The organism is Salana multivorans (assembly GCF_003751805.1).
Lineage (GTDB): Bacteria > Actinomycetota > Actinomycetes > Actinomycetales > Beutenbergiaceae > Salana > Salana multivorans.
The window spans coordinates 830062-852199 of the sequence record NZ_RKHQ01000002.1 but is presented as its reverse complement, the minus strand read 5'-3'; the positions used below and the strand labels follow the sequence as shown (position 1 = coordinate 852199).

The 22138-nt window shown below is 68.7% G+C and carries 9 protein-coding genes; 5 read left to right on the top strand and 4 right to left on the bottom strand.

What is annotated here, in order from left to right; all coding sequences use genetic code 11:
* Nucleotides 1–80 precede the first annotated feature (80 nt).
* The 4 genes from pheS to EDD28_RS15955 all read left to right on the top strand — a co-directional run bounded on the left by pheS (nt 81) and on the right by EDD28_RS15955 (nt 5391).
* Entirely contained in the window at nt 81–1250 is a 1170-nt protein-coding gene (gene pheS / locus EDD28_RS15970) for a phenylalanine--tRNA ligase subunit alpha (RefSeq protein WP_123740702.1), read from the top strand.
* Nucleotides 1250–3877, top strand: a complete 2628-nt coding sequence (gene pheT, locus EDD28_RS15965; protein ID WP_123740701.1) for a phenylalanine--tRNA ligase subunit beta — start codon at nt 1250–1252, stop codon at nt 3875–3877. The genes pheS and pheT overlap by 1 nt, the downstream gene beginning before the upstream one ends.
* Nucleotides 3874–4728, top strand: coding sequence for an SDR family NAD(P)-dependent oxidoreductase (locus EDD28_RS15960; RefSeq protein ID WP_245968124.1), 855 nt, complete (start codon nt 3874–3876; stop codon nt 4726–4728). Before pheT ends, EDD28_RS15960 begins: the two co-directional genes overlap by 4 nt.
* Before the next feature lie 141 nt (nt 4729–4869).
* A complete protein-coding gene (locus EDD28_RS15955; protein ID WP_123740700.1) occupies nt 4870–5391 on the top strand; it encodes a flavodoxin domain-containing protein in 522 nt (173 codons plus the stop codon).
* 25 nt (nt 5392–5416) lie between these two features.
* On the opposite strand, the gene EDD28_RS15950 is transcribed toward EDD28_RS15955, so the two are convergent.
* From EDD28_RS15950 to EDD28_RS15940, 3 genes are all read right to left on the bottom strand, one after another.
* Entirely contained in the window at nt 5417–7744 is a 2328-nt protein-coding gene (locus EDD28_RS15950) for a UvrD-helicase domain-containing protein (RefSeq protein WP_123740699.1), read from the bottom strand.
* 54 nt (nt 7745–7798) lie between these two features.
* The gene (locus EDD28_RS15945; RefSeq protein ID WP_123740698.1) at nt 7799–14209 is read right to left on the bottom strand and encodes a DEAD/DEAH box helicase; all 6411 of its coding nucleotides are present in this window, start codon (nt 14207–14209) and stop codon (nt 7799–7801) included.
* 334 nt (nt 14210–14543) lie between these two features.
* Entirely contained in the window at nt 14544–15416 is an 873-nt protein-coding gene (locus EDD28_RS15940) for a tyrosine-type recombinase/integrase (protein ID WP_211339250.1), read from the bottom strand.
* A gap of 81 nt (nt 15417–15497) precedes the next feature.
* Here EDD28_RS15940 and EDD28_RS17190 point away from each other — a divergent pair, with 81 nt between their 5' ends.
* A complete protein-coding gene (locus EDD28_RS17190; protein ID WP_148059649.1) occupies nt 15498–17129 on the top strand; it encodes a hypothetical protein in 1632 nt (543 codons plus the stop codon).
* Nucleotides 17130–17313: 184 nt separating this feature from the next.
* Here EDD28_RS17190 and EDD28_RS15935 read toward each other — a convergent pair whose 3' ends face one another.
* Entirely contained in the window at nt 17314–22137 is a 4824-nt protein-coding gene (locus tag EDD28_RS15935; protein ID WP_211339249.1) for a class I SAM-dependent DNA methyltransferase, read from the bottom strand.
* Nucleotide 22138 lies beyond the last annotated feature (1 nt).

Below are 22138 nucleotides of genomic sequence, written 5' to 3'. Positions count from 1 at the left end.
GTCCACCGTGACCGCCGCGCCCGCGTCTCCACGACGAGCCGACGCCGGGGCGCCCCAGACCACCGACCCAAGGACGACGCATGACCAGCGACCACTCGCTGCCGCACGCCACCGACACCTCGACCGGCTCCGACCGGGCCGAGGATCACGCGGCCATCTCACCGACCGACACCGAGGGCGTCGAGCGCGCGCTCGCCCTGGCCCTCGCCGCCGTCGCCGCGGCGGCCGACCTCGAGGCGCTCAAGGAGGCGCGGATCGCCCACACGGGGGAGCGAAGCCCCCTCGCGCTCGCCAACCGCGCGATCAAGGACCTGCCCGGACCCGAGAAGGCCGCGGCCGGCAAGCTCGTCGGCGGTGCCCGCGGCCGCCTCGGCGCCGCGATCAAGGACCGCGAGGCGGTCCTGGAGGAGGAGCGCGCGCAGCAGATCCTGCTCACCGAGACGATCGACGTCACGCTCCCGGTCGCCCGCGGTGGCGTCGGTGCCGCGACGACCGGGCTCGCCGGCGCCCGCCACCCCATCGCGCGCATCTCCGAGGAGATCGCCGACATCTTCGTCGCGATGGGCTGGGAGATCGCCGAGGGCCCCGAGGTGGAGCACGAGTGGTTCAACTTCGACGCGCTCAACTTCACCCCGGACCACCCGGCGCGGCAGATGCAGGACACGTTCTTCCTGGCGAACCCCGTCGGTGCCGACGGGACGAGCGAGGACGCGCACCTCGTCCTGCGCACGCACACCTCGCCGGTGCAGGCGCGGGCCGTGCTCGCGCGCGACCTGCCCCTCTACATCGTCTCGCCCGGCCGGGTCTTCCGGACCGACGAGCTCGACGCGACCCACTCCCCGGTGTTCCACCAGGTGGAGGGTCTCGCGATCGACCGCGGGCTCACGATGGCCAACCTCAAGGGGACGCTCGACCACTTCGCGAGGGCGATGTTCGGTCCCGAGGCTCGCACGCGCCTGCGGCCCAGCTACTTCCCGTTCACCGAGCCGAGCGCCGAGATGGACCTGTGGTTCCCCCAGAAGAAGGGCGGCGCTGGCTGGATCGAGTGGGGCGGCTGCGGGATGGTCAACCCGAACGTGCTGCGCAGCGTCGGCGTCGACCCCGCGGAGTACCAGGGGTTCGCGTTCGGCATGGGCATCGAGCGCGCCGTCATGCTGCGCTACGGCATCGAGGACATGCGTGACCTGATCGAGGGCGACGTGCGGCTGTCCCGCGCGTTCGCCGTCGCCGGAGAGGGAGGAGAGGCCTGATGCCGTACGTCGTCATGCCCTGGCTCGGCGAGCACGTCGAGCTGCCGAAGGACCTGACAGCCGAGCGCCTCGCGGCCGACCTCGTCCGGGTCGGGCTGGAGGAGGAGGCGATCCACTCCAGCGGCGTCACCGGCCCGCTCGTGGTCGGACGCGTCCTCGAGCGCACGCCCGAGCCGCAGAAGAACGGCAAGGTCATCAACTGGTGCCAGCTCGACACCGGCGAGCGGACGGAGGACGGCGAGGTCGTCCCGCGCGGCGTCATCTGCGGTGCCCACAACTTCGAGGTGGGGGACGCGGTCGTCGTCGCGCTGCCCGGGGCCGTCCTGCCGGGCGACTTCGTCATCGCGTCGCGCAAGACCTACGGCCACGTCTCGAACGGCATGATCTGCTCGGCCGAGGAGCTCGGTCTCGCCGACGACCCGCGCTACGCCGGTGACGGGATCATCGTCCTCGCGACGGCGGCCGAGCTCGCCGACGACTCGGCCGACTCGGCCCACCTCGCCCCCGGGACGGACGCCCTCGCGCTCCTCGGCCTGGCCGACGAGGTCCTCGAGATCAACGTGACGCCGGACCGCGGCTACTGCTTCAGCGTGCGCGGGGTGGCCCGCGAGTACGCCCACGCGACGGGGGCACGGTTCACCGACCCCGGCCTACCGGCCCCGGCCGGCAGCGCGCCGGCGACACCCGAGCCGACGACCGAGGCGTTCGTCGTCGAGATCGACGACGACGCGCCCATCCACGGCGTCGTCGGCTGCGACCGGTTCGTCACGCGCGTCGTCCGCGGCGTCGACCCGGCCGCCCCGAGCCCGCAGTGGCTGCAGGAGCGGCTGCGCAAGGCCGGCATGCGCCCGATCTCCCTCGCGGTCGACGCGACGAACTACGTCATGCTCGACCTCGGGCAGCCGCTGCACGCCTACGACCTCGCGCGGGTGCACGAGCCGATCGTGGTGCGCCGCGCGCGCGCCGGCGAGCGGCTCGTGACGCTCGACGACGCCGACCGCGCGCTCGACGCCGAGGACCTCCTCATCACCGACTCGCCCGACGGGGTGCGGGGCGCACGCCCCATCGGCATCGGCGGTGTCATGGGCGGGGCGAGCACCGAGGTCTCGGACGCCACGACGGACGTGCTCGTCGAGGCGGCCCACTTCGACCCCGTGACGATCGCGCGCTCCGCCCGTCGGCACAAGCTGCCGAGCGAGGCCTCGCGGCGGTTCGAGCGCGGCGTCGACACGCGGCTGCAGGCGATCGCGGCGCAGCGGGTCGTCGGCCTCCTCGTCACCTACGGCGGCGGCACCGCGGACGACGCCCGGGTGGGCGACGTCGGGGTGACGACGGCCGCCGCGCCGATCGTGCTCGACCCGGCGGCGGTCTCCGCGCTCGTCGGCGTCGACTACACCGAGGACGAGGTGCACGACACACTCGTCGAGATCGGGGCCGACGTCCAGGCGATCCTCAGCTCGGGCGAGGACTCCTCGGTCACCCACGAGCTGCTCGTGACGCCGCCGACCTGGCGGCCCGACCTCACGGCGCCGGAGGACCTGATCGAGGAGGTCGTGCGTCTGCGCGGCTACGACGCCGTGCCGTCGGTGCTGCCGCACGCGGCGGTCGGGCACGGTCTCACGCGCGAGCAGCGGCTGCGCCGGGGTGCCCAGCGGACGCTCGCCGAGGCGGGTCTCGTCCAGGTGCTCAGCTTCCCGTTCGTCTCGCCGCAGGTGCACGACGACCTCGGCGAGCCGGTCGGGGACGAGCGGCGGTCCGCCGAGCGTCTCGCGAACCCCATGGCGGACGACGCCCCCGAGCTGCGCACGAGCCTGCTCGCGACGCTGCTGCCCATCGCGGCCCGCAACCTCGCGCGCGGTGCCGGCGAGGTCGCGGTCTACGAGGTCGGCATGGTGACCCGCACGCGCCCCGGCGGCCCCGGGCTGCTCCCCGCGGGGGGCAGCTACCCGGGCGAGGACGTCGTGGCCGCGCTGCTGAAGTCGGTCCCGGAGCAGGAGGAGCACGCCGCCGCGGTGCTCGCCTCGGCCGGTCGGGCGGGGTCCGGCGCCGAGAGTGCCGAGACCGCGATCGCGCTCGCCGTGCGGCTCGCGTCCTCGCTCGGCACAGTCGTCGAGGTCCACGCGCGCCCCGTCAGCTCCCCGCGCGCGCCGTTCCACCCGGGGCGCTGCGCCGAGCTGACGACGCCCGACGGCTTCGTCCTCGGGCACGCCGGCGAGCTGGCGCCGTCGGTCGCGAGGGCGTTCGGGCTCGGGGCGCGCCCCGCCGCGCTCGAGCTCGACCTCGGCGCGCTCGTCACCGCGGCCGGGAACGGCCTCGCGGCCGGTCCGGTCGGCAAGCTCTCGACCTTCCCGCTCGCGAAGGAGGACCTCGCGTTCGCCGTGGACGCCCGCGTGCCGGCCGAGACGGTGCGCCGGACGATCCTCGAGGCGGCCGGTGACCTCGCCGAGAGCGTCGAGCTGTTCGACGTCTACGAGGGGGAGCAGGTCGGCGAGGGCCGGCGCTCGCTCGCCTTCGCGCTGCGGCTGCGCGCCGGTGACCACACGCTGACGGCCGCCGAGACGGCCGCGGTGCGCGAGGCGGCCGTCGCGCTCGTGGCGGAGCGGCTGGGCGGAGAGCTGCGGGCGTGAGCGAGGTGACCGGCGTGGTCGGCGCGTCGACCGGTGATCCCGCCCCGGCGCGCGTCGCGCTCGTCACCGGGGCCTCGCGCGGCATCGGCCGGGCGCTCGCGCTCGGCCTCGCCGCCGACGGGCTGGCCGTCGGCCTGCTGGCGCGAGACGGCGAGGCGCTCGACCTCGTCGTCGAGGAGATCGAGGCGGCCGGCGGACGTGCCGCACGCGCCGTCGCCGACGTCACGGAGCTCGCGGCCGTGACGTCGGCGGTCGGTCGGCTGGTCGCCGAGCTCGGACCGATCGACCTGCTGGTCGACAACGCCGGGGTGATCGACGACGAGGTGCCCCTGTGGGAGGCCGACCCCGCGCAGTGGCGCCGCGTGGTCGAGACCAACCTGGTCGGCTCGTTCCACGTCTCCCGCGTCGTGCTGGCCTCGATGGTCGAGCGCGGCGGCGGCCGGAGCGTCGAGCTCGCGTCCGGCGCCGGGGCCAAGGACCTGGCCGTCGCCAGCGCCTACACGGCCTCGAAGGCGGCGCTCATCCGGACGGTCGGGGGAGTCCACCTCGCGGGGCACGCCCTGGGACTGCGGGCCTTCGCGGTCGCGCCGGGGGTCGTGGCGACCGACATGTCGACGGGCATGCGGATGCACGCCGGACGGACGGAGTTCACGCCCGTGGAGCGCGTCGTCGACCTCGTCCGGGCGATCGCGGGCGGCGAGCTCGATGCGTGGTCGGGGCGGTACCTGCGCGTCACGCACGACACCCCGGAGACGCTCGCGGCCCACGGTGCGCCCGGCCCGCGCGACCGGACGCTCGGCGTCCTGCCCTGGGGACTGGCCTGGGAGAGCGACGACCCGCTCGCGGACTGAGACGCGGCGCTCCCCGTCCTCGCGGCCGGCCGCGGCGGCCGGGCGTTTTCGTGCTGGTTGACGGTTCAAGCACATCGTCGTCCGGGGCACCCGGGACCTCGGGCCTACCTTTCCACGGCGTCGTCCGGGGAAAGTTGCCACATGAAGATCCTCGTGACGACGGCGTCGCGGCATGGGTGGACCTCCCGCGTCGGGGACGCGGTCGCTGACGTTCTGCGTGCCGCGGGCCACGACGTGACGCGCCGGTCCATCGACGAGAGGGACGTCGTCGGCGACGTCGTCGACGCCACGGGCTACGACGCGGTCGTCGTCGGCGGCTCGGTCTACACGAAGACCTGGCTCTCCCGCGCGACCCAGGCCCAGGAGCTGCTGCTCGACCGCGGCGTGCGGGTCTACGCCTTCGCGGTCGGGGTGCTCGAGCTGACCCCGGACCCGGGCGACCCGCGCTGGACGGCGGCGCGCACGGTGGAGAACGCCGGCGAGCGCGTCGTCTTCGGCGGCCGGATCACGCGGGACGGGCTGTCCATGCGCGAGAAGTCGCTCCTGGCGGCCGTGCGGGCCAAGGACGGCGAGTACACCGAGTGGGAGGGCGTCGAGGCCTGGGCGACGGGTGTCGCCGCCGACCTCGCGCGCGCGACCCCACAGGCCCGGCCCGACCGCTGAACATCGGCACTCGGCGAGGCGGCGTCTATCCGGCGACAGCGGGTAGAGCCGGATGAGGCTCCCCATGCCAGATCACAACGAGCTCGTCGCGAGCACGTGTGGCAGCGACGTACAGGACCGAGCGGACTAGTAGATCGTTCTCAGCTCGCTCGTCCTCCGTGAGCGTGCTGTGGTCCTTGGCACCGATCGTCGCCGCAGCGTTGGCGCCGAACAGCACCGCGCGAGGAAACTCCATGCCTTTCGCCCGGTGCATCGTCATGACCGTGACGAGACCAGTCGATGGGACTGCGTCACGATCGACGAGCTTTGCGGCGACTCCACGTTCCTGAAGCGCACCGACGAGCTTCGTCCCGGCGTAGGTGGAGACGCAGAGGATGCCGATGTCAGCGGGTTCAACCCCGGCCTCGATCCACTCCCTCGCGAGATCTGAGACGGTGTCGTACTCCTCGGCGAGTGACCTGAGACCGAGCCGTCTCGGACTTGGACCCCGGCGGGATGAGCGGTACCCGGAGGTGTCAACCACCTCGCCCTCGGTGTCCTCGAACGCGACATCCTCTGCCTCGAGCACACCGAGGGCGTAGCGGAGGTTCTGGAGGGTGGTCCGGTAGTTGAGCCAGAGCCGTCTCGATCGCCCACGGATCGCGATGCCCAGACGGGACAGAACGACAGGGCGACCATAGATCCGCTGGTGAGCGTCCTCGGCAAGGAAGAGGTCGTTGCGTCCGGGACTGACGAGAGCACGGAGGAACAGCAACCGTGATGGGGTGAGGTCCTGCGCCTCGTCGACGAGCACGTGATCTGCGGGACGCTGACGACCGTTGGCCACCTCGCCGTCGAGAAAGGTGGCCGCGATGAGTGCCTTCTCGTCCCAGTCGGTGGTTCCCGCAGCCGCAGCGCTCGCCCGGTAGTGGCTCACCACCTGCCATACCAGGCGCCGCATCGAGCGAGTCAGTGCTACGCCGCGGCCGGGGCGCCGAGCCGCGAGGTACTCCTCGACCTTGGTGATCCGGGCGGGGAGGATGACGAGTCCGTACTCGGCTTCGAAGAAGGCGGACCGGGCGAGGTGTGCCGGGAGCTCGGGTACCAGGGCGATCGCCTCGACCCATGCGCTGGGTGAAGTGGAGTCGAGGATTCGCGGAGTGCGGTCGCCGAGCACCCGCTGGACGGCACCTTGCTGACTCGACCCAGCACCGAGTGCCTGTTCACCCGCCGAGCTCAACACCCGATGGACGAGCTGATCTACACCCGCCACGCACACGCCGGCTTCGCCGAGCGCCGCCGGGGTCAGTGTGGCGTCCAGACTCTCGAGCTGAGTGCGCAGACCGTTCGCGAGCGTGCGGTTGAACGTGGTGAGCACCAGGCGGGCTCTCGGGTCTTGGTTCGCGAGGTGCCGAGCACGGTGGAGCAGCACCACGGTCTTGCCTGTACCCGCACCTCCGGTAAGGCGAAAGGCGCCGTTGCGGCTGCGCTCGGCGTAGGCGCGCTGCTGAGGATGTAGGAAGGTCCGCCAGGCGGCGAAGTCGCCGTCCTCGATGGCGGCACGGAGCTCCTCGTTCCCCGCTGCGCCCGGATCTATGAGCTGGAACTCCATCCGTGAGGCGGGCCGCTCCAGGGCTCGCAGAACATCGGAGTCCACGGCGGGGTCGCCGGCGAGCTCGATGTCGGGCGTCGCCTCGTCACCGTCCTCCTGCTCGGCCTCCGAGGTGAAGCCGTAGCGAAGACGGACCTCTGCCACGCTGGCCCCGAAGGCGAGGTCCAGCACAGCCTCGCCCTGCCAGGAGGCCGGTGCCTCGTTCGCGGCAAGATCGAGCAGATCGTCCTGGGTGCGGATGGCCATCGCGGCTCGCGCGAACTCCTCGGCGAAGCCGAGAGCGCGCAGGTCCGAGAGTCCGAGGCCCCGCGAACCGAGCACCGGGTATTCGGGACCAGTGGAGGGTCTGCGCGGCGCGGCAGCTGGCGCCTCGTCCGAGCGCGCTCGCACCGACGGATCGTAGGTCGGGGTGGCGGCCGCGGGACTGACTGGAGGAGTCAGGGTGACGAGCTCAGCCACACCGTTGAGCGGGTTGATCGTGATGCTGGAGGTCTTGGCTTTCGCGATCGCCTCGTCGTGTGGGTAGGTACCGAGGTACACGTAGGTGGCTGTGTCTGCCTGCCCCTGCAGCTTGACCAGCACGGCGCGGTAGAACTGGTCGACGCGACCGGTCCGGACACGCGGGTCGAGGGACCCCGCGATCGGTTCGATGTGCAGCCCGGGGGCGGAGTCGTCGGTCTGGATCTTCTCTAGGAAGGTGTAGGCGGCCTTCTTCACACTCCCGTCCAGCTTGGGGTGCGGTCCGAGAATGATCTGTGCCATTGCTGACGATCTCCGATTCTGCCGAGTGGGCGACTTCTTGACCCTATCGACTGGTCATGACAGCGCGAGGCCCAGAGCCTCGCGGATCGCGTCGGCCGAGAGCGGCACGATCCGCCACCCCTGGACAAGGAGGTCAGCGCGTTCGCCGTCGGCGAGGTCGCCGTCGTGCGCGATGACGTGGTGCTTCTCCCAGGCGAGATCGATGGGTATGCCGTCACCGACCTCCAGCCCCACCACCGGCCCCGGTACTGCGTGCTGAAGGTCGACGAGACCCAGCAGAACCCGACGCACGCTCTCCTCGGCGTCAGCAAGGGCTTCCTCCCACTCCGCCACCTCGAACTCTGCCGCGCTGTCGGTCGCGATGACGGTCTCCGCCGGCGCAGGCAGCACCAGGTGACCCGACTCGACCTGGGACGAGGTCACGATGGCAGTCTCGGCATACCGGAAGTTCAGCAGGTTGGACAGTCTCAGCCACTCCTGCCAGCTCTCCTGGTGTGCGTCGTCGAAGGCGCTGTCCGCATCGTCGAGCACGGCCGCCACCGCGATCGTCCCGGTGCTCTCGTCGCGCGGACGCAAGGCAAGCGCAAGCTGGCCATGCTTCCAGGTCAGGGTGACCGAGGTGCCTCCCGGGGGCGTCTGGGAGCGCAGCACGGCGAGCGCAACCCCGGCCAGATCGGCCTGCTCATCGACCAGCACAGGCGTCGACCTCGCCGCGACGAGCCAGGGCAGCCACTGCGCCACGCCCTCCCACTCCGTGGCGTCGGGCTCGTGCAGCCAGTCGATGAGGAGCTCGAACGGGGATCGGGTGACGAGGTCGAGGGCGTGGGGATCGAGCCGATGCCCGGCGGCGGCCTGGACGGTCTGGCGGGCCAGGTCCGCGTACCAAGGAACGCTCACCGGCGTGTCACCGGGAGTGCGCAGGTCCTGCCACGTCAGCGACAGCACGCGGTACCCATGGGCTCGCAGACGTTCGCGCTTCTCGGCGTCGTCGGCGAGCCGGTTGCGCCCCGGTATCGCGTGGTAGCGGTAGCCGTCGGTGAAGACTGCTGTGGGGGGTACATCACCGCGAGCACTGGTGAGCACGAAGTCCGGCCGCGAGCCGTGGAGGAATGGTTGGGGCTCCAGCCGCCATCTGCCCCCGGCAGGCAGGTTGATCTGCCACGCTGTCCCGTAGGGACCGGGCGTCTCCCGGATGGTGGCCCCAAGTGCTTCGAGGCGCTGCCTCAGCACCTCGCGGAAGAGCTGCTCCAGGTGAGACTCCGGATCCTCTGGCCGAGGCTCGTCGCGCGTGATGGTCCACCCCATGCTCGCCTCGGGTTCAGCATCGGCGGTGCCGATCAGGAGGTTACGGAGCAATCGCTCTGCTACGGCGCGGGAGACCGTCTCGATCGCGTTGGTCGGGGCGTAGGGCAGCAAGCAGCGCTCGCAGCACGGACGCTCCTCGGTGCCACAGGGGCAGTCCCGCAGCAACGCCCAGGTCTCGTGCAGCACGTCCCAGAGCCGGGGAGCATGTGCCAGCGCCTCGACGTACCCCGTCCCGCCAGGCACCGTGTCGTGCACGAGAAGGGCATCGGCGGTGCCGCCGTCGGGGGAGGGGTCCACGACGATGCTGACTGCCAGGTGGTCGGGGTCCCCACCCAGGTGCTCGCGCAGCGCAAGACGGACGGCAGCCATCAGCGAGGGCAGGGCGAGCCGCTCGCCGAGCGTGAGCCGTTCGGGCAGCCGGAGCAGCAGCCCTTCGGTGACGAGCACACGACCGAGCGCGATGGAGACCGTGTTCTCGGTCGTCTCCTTGCGCTGTGGGCACCACGGGCGGTGCTCGCGCCGGCTGTTGGCGCCGCTCTCGCCATCGAGCTGGCCGCACCGAGCACAGACTCGGAACAGCGGTGCCTCGCTCCGAGAACCCGCGAGGGTGTAAGCAGCGCCGCGCGAGGCCCCCCGTCCGAGGTTCACCCAGCGGAGTGTGAGGTCCCGCGCATGGCGGACCCCGAAACCGGTGTTCTCGGCGAACCATGAGGTGCACGCGTCGGCGTCGATGTCGGCGAGGGTCCGGACCGTGAACGACTCTGCCCGACGTTCGTCGCGGCGGTCGTCGATCACTGCGTCGTCGCGCCGCATCGTCGAGGAGACCTCGGTCAGGACGATCGTCTCGAGCTGCTGGGAGACGTCGGCGATCGCCTCACTGCGGCACCGGGGACAGCGGCCGATCGCGGTCGCCCGGCCACGCTGGTGAACCGCCACGTAGCCGCAGTCAGGGCAGCACTGCCAGATCTCGATCGCCTCACCGTCGCGGCCGAGGTCGACAGCGTCAATCCGGATGCCGTACCCGCGCCCGTAGAAGGTGGCTCCAGGGGCAAACTCTCGGAGCGCCCGCGCGGAGGCCCGTTCGAGGGTGAGGTCCTCGTGCTCGTACTCATCGGTCTCGGGGTCGAGCCAGGACAGCGCGACGTTGAGCTCGACCGCGTCGTCCAGGAGTGTGTAGTTCGGGAAGAGCCCAGCCTGCTCCATCACGGCGATCCAGTGCTTCCCGGTCAGGTCGGCCCGTCGCCGCCTGGCCAGGCGCAGCGAGGCGTACGTCGTCCGCAGGTCCTCCGTCTCGCTCTCGCTGGCGGCCGGGGTCTCAGCGATCCGCTGGAGCTCCGGCAGCGCGGTCTCGAGGTCGCGGATCCGAAAGGTGAGCTCGTCAACCTGGGCCTGGAACGAGCTCGCGGCGAGACGGCAGCGCTCGGCAAGCTCGCTTGTCCCCGGGATGGCGACGCTGTTCTCGGTCCTCGGGGTGGCCCAGTCGCGAAGAGCGGCGAGCGACTCGCCCAGCTGCGGAAGTGTGGCGCAGAACCGGTCCATGGCCGCGGGGAGCTCGGCCAGCTCGATCAGCTGTCGCAGGTAGCCGTCATCGGCCGCGAGGTCGAGAGCGTCGATCGCGGTTCTCGGGTGCGCAGCACCGGGGGTTCGAGCCATGACATCGGCGGCGCTGGCGAGGTACTGGCGGCGCAGGATCTCGAGGGCCGAGAGGTAGGTGGCCGGCGGCCGGACGGCACCACTGATGGTTTCCAGGGGCATGCCGAGTCGGCGGAGGGCCTGCCCCCTCCCTGTCACGAACGCCACCGTGAGCGCGTTTCCCGTGAGGCGTCCTGCCCGCCCCACCCGCTGCAGATAGGAGGCTACGGAGCGGGGCAGCGAGGCGAGGACGACGGTGGAGAGGTCACCGATGTCGATGCCCATCTCGAGGGTCGGAGTCGCGACGAGCACGTTCGGGGCGTCCGGACGTGTGTCGCTGGACTTGAAGCGGGTCTCGTAGTCGAGCCGGACGTCGGTCGGCAGCAGGCTGGTGTGCTCCCGGGCAACGATGCGACGGGTACTACTGCCGCCATACAACCGGCGGTAGTAGTTGTCCTCGGCGCGGCTCGATTCCAGGCGACCGGTGCATCGGTCCACCACGCAGGGCGCCCCGGTCAGGCGCTCCACCAGATCGGGACCACCACGGACGTGGCCGCCGCAGGTCTGGCAGCCCAGGAGGGTCCTGTGCGCGTGCATGTCCTCCAGGTGCGCCCTCCCCACGACGACCCGGCTCGGGTCGAGGTGGAACGTGGTCAGTCCGCTACTCGCTGCCTGCTGACCGATGAGGCCACGCTTGGCCAGCTCGACCAGCAGTGCGCGGGAAAGGGCCGCCCCCGCAGCTCGATCAACCTGGAGCGTCTTCACGGTCCACCCGGCGTACCAACCTCGCGCAGAGGATGCCGGTTCGAGATCCTCTCCCTTGGCCTTCCCGCCGATGTAGGGGTATCCGGGAGCCGACTGCCCCGGCCCGAACCCCGGCATCCCCTCGGCGCGCGCCCGACCGCCCCAGATTCGCCACCGGTTGCCGTCCTCGCGACGGAACTCCTCAAACCAGGGGTGGGCGATCGCCCCGCGAGTGCGCATGCGCCACAGCACGCCCATGACCCAGTGCGTGAGATCAGTCGCATCGGGGTCGAGTCCACCGAGCTGTTGGCTGCCGACGGCGGTGAGGGCGTCCCGGGCCGCTGCCAGGGCTGTCACGAGCGGTGCGTCGACGTCCACCAGGACGGTCGAGGTCTCCTCCAGGGTCCGACCGACGGTGCTGCGTAGCCCCAGCTCCATGGCGATGTCGAGGTCGAGTCGTTTCGCGACCCGGCCTCGCACCCTGGAGTTCAGGCGGCCGGGTTCCCGCCAGAACTTGGCGAACTGCTCGCGATCGGCGAGCGTGGGATGCAGCAGGCGGTATCGACGGATCGGGTCATCGCCGGCCAGCCGAAGGACCTCGTCACGCAGCGTCACGAGGTTGATCACCTCGTCCTCCGGGATCGCCTCGCGCAGCACGGAGCGCAGGGTGAGCACGTGGGAGCGGGACTGGACGAAGCCGGCGCGGTGGGCGGCGTCCTGCACGGAGTCGGTGAAGACCAGGGCCTTCTTTTCGCGCTCGTCGAGCTGCGCGTCGCCGAAGAGACCGGAGAGCCCCACCGACAGCATGGTGGCGATCGCCGATCCCAGGAATCGGATCCCGTCCGGCGCATCGCACGCGGGGCAGGTGTCTGCGGTGGAGCTCCGCGCCGCGTCGTCGCCGGTATGGGTGAGGACGGGCAGGACGGCGTCTCGCACCACGTCCTCCTGCATCGGTGGGCGAGACATGAGGTAGTGCTCCGAGACGTTGAGCCACTGCAGACCGGGGCGCGGCTGACCGTCCTGCCGCTCCGCGTCGTCCGCCTCGCGTGGCGCGAAGATCAACGGTCGGAACCGGTCGTTGCGCCCGGCGTGCGCCCCACGGGGATCGATCTCACTCTCGAGGCTGGTGCCGGTCGGGGTCAGGAGGACGCCCCATCCGGACCGGCCGCAGTGACGGCAGTAGATGGCCGGCAGGGTGTGAGGCTGCTCGGCGTCCGGCGCCGATCCCGTGAGTCCGCCGTCGTCGTGCCAGCGGAAGGAGGGGGTGGGGGCGGCATAGCGGTCGATCCGGGTCAGCTCGCGCACCCACAGATGTGCCTCGATCGAGGGCATGGCGCGGCCCACCGCCGCGCGGAGATGGCTGAGAACGGAGAGACAGACCGTGAGGAAGATCGCCGGGTCGGCTGTGCGACCACCGCGCAGCCGAAGGGTTGGCAGGAGTGTGCGAGTGAGCGCGGAGAGCTCCACGGCGCCGGTGGCTTCCTCGACCAGTGTGTTCAGGAACGGGTGAGCCTTGACGAGGTCGACCAGTTCCTCCAGGGAGGCGGTTGTGAGATCGGGTGCCGCCCAGTCGCGGGCCACGGCATGAGCAGTCTGACCGTCGGGCACCTGTCGGTAGAGATGACTCAGAAGGGCCCGGGTCGCGTCGTCGGCATTACCGGCTATCTGAACTGCCGAACCCTCGTGCTCTCGCTCGTGCGCTCGCAGCGTGGCATCGACGTCGTGGATGAGGGTGGGATCGACCGGCAACGGCGTCAGACCACGGGCGGCCACCCGGTCCCGTGCGTCGTCGATCCACTCTTCGAGCGCTTGGCGTGACTCCGTGATGACTGCCTCGGGCTCGAACTCCACGCCGGTGACCGTTGCGGCGAACGTACGCATGGTGCTGGGGTCGTCCTGATCGCCCAGGGTCGCGGAGGTGGCGACGGGCGTGAGCAGACCCAGCGGGCGCTCGCGGACCTGCGGGGTGAGGTCGGGGTGCTCGGCCGGCCAATGGCTGGCCAGCGTCAGTGCCAGGCGCCGCAGGAGCAGAGCGACGTCGGTGCCCTGAGCTCCGTCGTAGGTGTGGAACTCGTCGATCACGAGGTAGCGCAGCGAGAGCGCCGACTGCCGCCAGATCGGGGCATCGGCCGCTCGCAGCAGCAGCTGGTCGAGCATCTTGTAGTTGGTGAGCAGGATGTCCGGTGCGGTGTCCCGGATCAGGTCGCGATCGGTGATCAGACCATCAGGGCCGACGCGGGTGCGCGAGGTCGTGGCAGCGCCGGCGTCACCCGTGTAGAGGGCTCCGGTGACTCCCGCGAGCTCCCGGGTCGAGGTGATGGCCGTCGCGATGCGTTGCGCCTGATCGTTGGCGAGAGCGTTCATCGGGTAGAGGATCAGCGCCTTCGTCCCCGCGATTCCGGCCCGCTTGGCGCGCACCACGTGATCGAGGATCGGGGCGAGGAATGCCTCGGTCTTCCCCGACCCGGTGCCCGTGGTGAGCACGGTGGGGAGCGGACGCGAACGATGCTTGGTGCTCAGACGTTCGAAGGCACGCGCTTGGTGCCCGTACGGGGCCGGTCCGTTGTAGACGTCGAGGTGGTCGCGCCAGTCCTGCTCGGCCACCCGGAACGGGAGGCGAGCGCGAACGTAGGGGCCACGGAAGAGCCCGGAGTCGGCGTCGTCCAGGAACGCGGTCAGCGCCTGGCGGGTGGTGGGGTCGCTGAGGGCAAAGGTGGTGCCGAGGTACTCGAGCAGGTTGCGCTGTAGCGCGGCAGCCTGTTCGAGCGGGAGAAGTTCGGTCACGATGGATGCCCCCGCTGGCCGTTCGATGCTGACGTTTCTGACCCTACTCACGACCTCCGACAGTCAGCGACTCAGTCTTGGTATGCCTCTTGGCGGTGGGTCGCGCGAAGAACAAGGATGAGCAGCTAGCCATCCGTCACCTCCTAGCTGATCGGATAGCTGTCGACTTGAATCCGCCATGCTGCGTGCGTCCCGACGAGCTTGCAGGCACCCGAGGGGCGCGGATCCTCGGCAAGAGGCGCGCACGCCGCTTGTACGCGGATGCGTTCGGCCGTTGGCAGCTCTCGGATCTGCTTGGCGGAGGACGATCAAGTCGATCTGTGTACACAGTTGTTCAGGCGTGCTCGGTCGGGTTCCATCGGCGTGAGCGCGCGGCGACGGCACGGCGCATAGCCTTGTCGTCGACGGCGATGTAGCGCTGGGTCGTGGCGAGAGAGGCGTGGCCCAGCAGGGTTTGGACGAGTCGGAGGTCGCGCGTCTGGTCGTGGATCTCCGTCGCACAAAGGTGCCGGAGCTGATGCATCGTCGTGCCATCGCCGAGGGCGCGCGAGACGAGGGTGCCGACCCAGTGGGCCGAGACGTGGCCGTTCTCCGCTCCGGGGAAGAGGTAGCCGTCGGGCGCATCTCTGAGCACCTTGGCCAGATCCGTGGGGAGCGGCAGTGTTCGCTCCCGATCACCCTTGCCGTGGACCACGAGGGACCAGCCCGAGGCCGTGCGGATCAGGTCATCGTGCGGGTGGATGCGGGCTACTTCGCCCCGGCGCATGCCGAGCTCGTTGGCGAACCGGAGCATGAGCTCGACGCGAGCGGTGGCCTTCTTCAGGGCCCGGTTGACCGTGCCGGGCGTCGCGGGACGTGGCGTGGGCTGGTCGGGTCGGATGGCGGGCAGGAGGGCAGCGGGATTCGTCTGAGTGCGGCCGGTGGTGTGACCCCAGTCCCAGAAGCGCCGGAGCGAGGACCGTACGGCACGAGCGGTCTCGCGCTTCCAGTCATGTTCGCCGGTCCACTGCAGGAGGTCGTCTGCGGTGAGGGTCCACGGAGTCTCCGTACCGATCTCGCGGGCGAGGCGTTGGAGGTGGTACCGACGGAGGGTGATGGTCTCCGGCGATAGACGGCGCGCCGCCATCGCGGTGCAGAAGGCCGCGATCTCGGAGGGCCAGGGGAGTAGTTGTGTGGCAGGGGCAGTGCCAGCGGTGATCGCGTCCATGCAGGTCAGCCTGCCGCCTCACGCCTCCGGAATACAGTTCGTATGACGGATGAACTAATCAGATGGCCCACGGGTTCAGGGGTGCCAAGCGAGTCGAGGGTTCCGTCCGTTGCGCCCGGCGAAAATGCTGGAGGCACGGTCGGGCTCATCCATCTGGAGTCGCACTTCACCGATGAAGGAGCTGGCCCACTACGGGCCGCCACCTACCGTCGATTACGACGACACTGGCAGTTCATCAATGAGCTGCAGTATTTTGAGATACAGCACCAAAAGCGCTACGGGATAAACGTCTACGGCACGGAACGGGCAGAACCTAATTACGTTGGTGCGTGCTCGCTCTACTCGCCTGCGACCGCGGTAAATTCGTTGCGGCATGATGGTGGTGGTCCGGAGCCAGGGATCAAGGACGAGGATGGGAACTGGGATCTGCGGCCCCATGCCGCCCGGATCGAGCGGGTCGACCTGGAGGTACTGCGGGCGTGGCACGGGCTCCTGGAGGACGATACGACCCCCGTTGAGCAGACGCGGATGGTCTACACGGTCAACCGGGCGGCTTCGAGCGTGCTGACCAAGCTAGCGCGCGCCCCACGACTTGGAACCATCGGGTTCAGGTTCTCACCGGGATGGCACGAGACGAACGATCGAACGCGTGGGTACTTCGACGTGGACTGGGGTGTGCCTGAATCGTGGGATCAGGTCATCCTGCAGGGGCCACACCTCTACGTCGGCAACCCCTTCTACAAAGCTCCAAACAAGAGTATGAAGAACCACCTCGACTGGACGCCGGTCGATCTGGAGGCACTCCCAGCGGACGCGATTCCCACGACATCGTACAAGCCAGCCGGCGACGAGTACGAATACGACTGCGCCTACACCGACTGGGGCACAGAGGAAAACCCCGACCCAGCCCGAGACCACTACCGAATCGCCTGGCGACGGATGGCTGCCAATACTGGCGAACGCACACTAGTCGCCACATTGATCCCTCCCGGGTCTGCCCACACTCATCTCATCTACTCGGCGAGCGCCGGATCACATCGAGCAAGTATGACAACAGTGGCCCTTGCCTTCGCGTCGACACTGCTCGCAGACTTTGTCGTGCGGTCTGCCCCAAAGAACGACATCCTTTATTCGACGCTCGAGCGCCTCCCCTACTCACCCAACGCAAAGCTCCGGAGTGAGCTTCTGATCCGAGCCGCCCGGATAGGGTTCGTCTCAAAGGAATGGGATCGCGCACGAGTCGCCGTCCATGAGGAACTGAGCGGCACGTTCACTTCGCCGTGGGCCGGGGGGCTTGATTACGCGGGCAGGCCAGAATTGGAAGTCGATACGTCTGCCTGGACATGGGCTTTTCCGTTGCGTCGGGCGAGTGATCGTCGGCAGGCTTTGATCGAGATTGATGCGCTAGTTGCGCTTGCGCTTGGAGTGACGGCGGATGAGTGGTGCACGATATATCGTACTCAGTTTCCTGTACTGTACGGATACGACCGAAACACCTACTACTATGACGCCAACGGCAGACTCGTTCCCACCTCCGTACTACAGGCCTGGCGTAAGAAGGGCAACGCCATCACCGGCAGTGAAAGAACCCATGTGCACCCGGGTAGCGGCGTTTCCTACACATATGAGCCCCCGTTCATCACTCTCGATCGCGAGGCCGACTTCCGCGAGTCCTACCACCGCTTTGCTCAACTGATTGTTGACGTCGATTGATCTCACGCCGAGGGATTCTCTGGTTCAGGAGATGTTCCGAATGGAGGTTTTGGAGGGATGGCCCTACTCAAGCCGCGTAGGTCGCCGAGGAGGGCAAGCTATCTCGGACATCCCGGGCCCCTCTGCCCTGGCGCGGCTGCAACGAGTTCGGTTTTGAGTGCCGCACCCCAGGAGATGCCAGGGGTCAGACGAGCCGTAGATCAATGATCTCAGGCAGACCTAATCGAAAATCCCCCTGCGTAAAGCGGTGGTAGGACTCGCGGAAGTCGGCCTCGCGATCGAGAGTGATGAACGGGGGCTCATATGTGTAGGAAACGCCGCTACCCGGGTGCACATGGGTTCTTTCACTGCCGGTGATGGCGTTGCCCTTCTTACGCCAGGCCTGTAGTACGGAGGTGGGAACGAGTCTGCCGTTGGCGTCATAGTAGTAGGTGTTTCGGTCGTATCCGTACAGTACAGGAAACTGAGTACGATATATCGTGCACCACTCATCCGCCGTCACTCCAAGCGCAAGCGCAACTAGCGCATCAATCTCGATCAAAGCCTGCCGACGATCACTCGCCCGACGCAACGGAACCGGGTTGCTTAGTCTTGCGGTCGCGGAACATGTCGGTCGCTCCAACACGCCGCCACGCCCGGTTTCGTCCGACAAGGCTTGGCTATCGCTAGTAGCCTCATCCCAAAGAGACGCGTAATCCTTGGTCAATAGCTGCAATCCTGCGGCTCGCAAGGCGAGTTCGGCAACGACGCCGCTTCCGACTGGATACGCTAGCCTCCCAACAACACCCGCAGTGATCGTTGACTTTGGTGCTGCGCGCACAATAAAGTCACTCAACAACGAGCCTAATATAGCTGAGGCGGCGAGAGTGGTGAGAGGATCGCCGGGGAAACCGATCGAAGACAGCCCGTGGATATGGGTCGCTCCGGGGGGGATTAGTGCTGGTATGAGCGTGCGTTCTCCGGTGTTTGCCGCCATGTTTCGCCAGGCGATTCGGTAGTGGTCTCGGGCTGGGTCGGGGTTTTCCTCTGTGCCCCAGTCGGTGTAGGCGCAGTCGTATTCGTACTCGTCGCCGGCTGGCTTGTACGATGTCGTGGGAATCGCGTCCGCTGGGAGTGCCTCCAGATCGACCGGCGTCCAGTCGAGGTGGTTCTTCATACTCTTGTTTGGAGCTTTGTAGAAGGGGTTGCCGACGTAGAGGTGTGGCCCCTGCAGGATGACCTGATCCCACGATTCAGGCACACCCCATAACGTCTCAAAACGCCCCCTTTTTCGGTCAATGCTCTCGTCCCACCCCCTTGAGAACCTGAACCCGATGGTTCCAAGTCGTGGGGCGCGCGCTAGCTTGGTCAGCACGCTCGAAGCCGCCCGGTTGACCGTGTAGACCATCCGCGTCTGCTCAACGGGGGTCGTATCGTCCTCCAGGAGCCCGTGCCACGCCCGCAGTACCTCCAGGTCGACCCGCTCGATCCGGGCGGCATGGGGCCGCAGATCCCAGTTCCCATCCTCGTCCTTGATCCCTGGCTCCGGACCACCACCATCATGCCGCAACGAGCTGGCGAAGGTTGCTGGCGAGTACAGACTCGTGGCCTGAATGAAGCCCGGGGTCCTAGCGCTGCCGTAGACCGCGACTCCATATCGCTTCTGATTCTGAATTTCTGGAAAGAGCTTCGTCTCGTTGACGAATTGTGCATGTCGTCGTAATCGACGGTAGGTGGCGGCCCGTAGTGGGCCAGCTCCTTCATCGGTGAAGTGCGACTCCAGATGGATGAGCCCGACCGTGCCTCCAGCATTTTCGCCGGGCGCAACGGACGGAACCCTCGACTCGCTTGGCACCCCTGAACCCGTGGGTCTGGCTGCTCTCCAGGTCTGCTCCATGAAGCAGCGGTAGAGGTCGGGCTGAAGACCCACGAGGTGGGGGTACTGCTGCTTGCTACCGAGGTACGCGGCGGTGACGGCAACGTCCGCCGTGCCGTCGATGACGAGCGTCTCGATCCCGGGCAGGGCGAGTGCTGCGTCCCGATGGCGCTTCACCTCGGCCTGCGTCGGCTTCACTGCGAGCTGGAACCACGGGTCGCCCTCGGCGAGCAGCGCGTCGACGTCTGACCGCGGCCGCACCCACGGCGGGTTTCCCACCTGGAGGTCGAACCCGCCCCGCTGGGCGAACACGGGGGCGAACATGAGGTCCCAGTGGAAGAAGCCCTGTTGCGCGGCGATCGCCGCACAGACCTCGAGCCACCGGTGTCTGCCGTACAGCGCCGGGAGGTCGGTCTCGGCGCCGGCGAACGCGAGGTCGGTCGTCTCGGCCACCGCGAGCTCAGCCCACTCCGCGCCCGCGGCAAGGGTCTGATCGCCCCCCTGCCAGCGGCGACCCCGCCCGGTGCTGGACTCCTCGGACCTCCACCCGAGCAGTCCACGCAGCCCGTCGATCCACTGGTCCAGGGACGGTGGGAGAACTCGCTCCACCCGCTGCGAGCCGTCGTCGGACACCACGACTCGCGAGATGAGCTCGTCGGTCAGCGGCCAGAACCACAGTGCATTCCACGCATCCATCACGGTCTTGAGTCGCTGGTACGCCCCTCGCGCGTCGACGAGGGACTCCTCGATCTCCTGGCGCGTGACGGCCCCACCGACTGGCAGGTCCTCTGCTCCCCACACGTCGATCGAACGCCGGATCTGTTCCTCCGCGATGGTGAGGCGCTGTAGCGCATGCCGCCACAGCACCTCAACGCGCTGGGCGAGCTTCCCGAGCTGGTCGACCTGCTGACGCGTGGGCTTCACCAGGACTGATCTGCGCCACGCCTTGAGTCGTGCCAGCGCCTCGGGCGCAAGGTTCTTCGCCTCCTTCGCGTTGATCGCGCTGCCCCAGCCCTCCGCGGGCAGCAGGAAGTGATGAACCCCGTCACCGATACCGTCGCTCGACGTCAGAGGAAGATCCTGGGGCATGTCCGTGAACCACGTCTTCGCCGCCACCTGGTCGCGCCGGAACACCGCCCGGCGCGCGCCGATGAGGGAGTTCCCGCGGCGTAGGTGCAGCCCGAACCACGGCGCCTGAAGTCCCTGGCCCATCGTGTCGAGCCACAGCGAGATCTCAGCGAGCTCCACCGCCGTTGCGTTGAGGTCCACGCCGTAGACGTTGTGCAACGCCAGGTACGCCTTCACCTTCTGCAGCTCGGCCGGGTAGGCATCGGGGTCGATCCGAGTCCCGAGCTCGTCCTGGCGTCGCTGCAGGTACTCGCCCGCCAGCTGGCGCACCGCTTCGATGGCGAACGCGCCGCTGCCGAGCGCCGGCTCACAGACCGTCAGGTCGAGGATCTCCCGCGCGCTGGTCTTCGTTCCGTTCTGGTCGAGGAGCTCCTCCAGCGCCTGGCTCACCGTGAAGCGGGTCAGCACCTCGGGGGTGTAGTAGCTCGCCGACTGCTGCCGTTCCCGCCCGGCGAGACGGTAGACGAAGGTCCCGCGGGAGTGAAGCACCCGTCGTCGTTCCCCGGTGAACGGGTCTTCGGCAGTGACGAAGTCCTTGTCCGCGATCTCGTCCGACCTGTCGACCGGAACGACCCAGGAACCCTTCTCGGAGTTGCCGTCCTTGGCCACCTCGAACAGGTCCTCGTCGGCAAAGAAGCCGGAGTAGGACATGAGGCCCTCGTAGACCGCTCCGAGCTGGTTGATGCCAAGGTCGGCGTAGGAGATGAAGCCGCGTTCGTCGCGCTTGCGTTTGCCCTGCTTGGTCAGCAGGAGGTGGCGCAACACCCGCTGCATGGCCTCGTTGCCAAGGCCCACCTCGGTGATCAGCTCTACGGCGTCCGGCTTGAACAGGTCCGCTTTGAGTGGGGCGAACGAGAGCGGCTGCTCCCGGACCAGGTCGTCCTGGGCATCGACTGTCCCGTCGTGGCCTTCGTCGACCATCCGGAAGAGCACCGCGAGCGAGTCATACAGGTGCGAGCCTCGCCGGTCGCGCTCGTCCTCGATCTCCACGAGGGTGAGCTCGCGCAGTCGGTCGAGCCCGTAGCCACGGTCGTAGGCCGTAACCCCTGTCGGGAGCACCTGAAGGTGCGGTGAGGATTCGGCATACAGCAGGAAGAGGATCCGGTACAGGAACCGGAGCGACTCCTTCGCCAGCCGCTGCGCCTGATCCGGCGGCAGTGAGGGAAGGCCCTGATCCGTGCGTCGACGCACGACTTCGTTGGCGATGATCTCGATGGAGAGTCGAACGCCCTCGCGGAGGTCCTTCGAGACTCCGACGGTGTTCTTGACGGACTCCTCCAGGAGGTCGGCCCACCAGATCGAGCCCTCGGCATCGGGCGCCAGTGACTCGGCCGCGAGCGTCGTGAGGGCCTGGTCGATCTCACCGCCCCGTTTGCCGTCGTTGCGGTCGGCGACGAGCTGGAGGTCGACGGCGAGGTACCGACCCTCGTGCCACCGGGACTGCTCGGCCAGGAGCGCCAGCGGGCCTGCCTGCACCAGCGCGAACGACGGCGCCTCCGCAAGCGTGAACAGGTGTGAGAGCAGGCGCGAGACCGACACCAGGTGCAGCTTCTCGTCGACCTCGAACGGTTCGATCAAGTTGACCGAGTCCTTTGCCAAGAGCGACTCCAGATCGCCTGGAAGTGCCTCGACGATGGCCAGCGGGGTAGCACCCGAGAGACCGGCGGCGCTGATCCAGTGGACGGGACCCTCGGTGCGGTGAACAAGTCCGATTCGTTCAAAGCCGAGCACGGCACGCCAGCTCAGGTGGTGGGGGCGGATCTTCGCGACGAGATCAGCGCGGTCACCATCGCCGCCGCGACCCTCCCGCTCGGTGATGGCGCCGGAGACCTCCGCGAGCTGGGAGATCAGAGTCTGTCGGCTCGCGGCGAACCGGGTGCGCGGAGTCTCTTCGCCGTCCTTGCTAGAGGCATCCCAGACCTTGCGGCGGTCTGTGACCCTGCCCTGGAACGACTGGCTGCCCGAGGCGGCGAGGAAGTGCTCGGAGAGAAAGCTCTCCCCGTTCGTGATGGCGTCGGTGGTCACG

Bases quoted from the DNA above. Each gene is read 5' to 3' on its own strand.
- pheS (WP_123740702.1), top strand. From the start codon at position 81: ATGACCAGCGACCACTCGCTGCCGCACGCCACCGACACCTCGACCGGC.
- pheT (WP_123740701.1), top strand. From the start codon at position 1,250: ATGCCGTACGTCGTCATGCCCTGGCTCGGCGAGCACGTCGAGCTGCCG.
- EDD28_RS15955 (WP_123740700.1), top strand. From the start codon at position 4,870: ATGAAGATCCTCGTGACGACGGCGTCGCGGCATGGGTGGACCTCCCGC.
- EDD28_RS15950 (WP_123740699.1), bottom strand. From the start codon at position 7,744: ATGGCACAGATCATTCTCGGACCGCACCCCAAGCTGGACGGGAGTGTG.
- EDD28_RS15940 (WP_211339250.1), bottom strand. From the start codon at position 15,416: ATGGACGCGATCACCGCTGGCACTGCCCCTGCCACACAACTACTCCCC.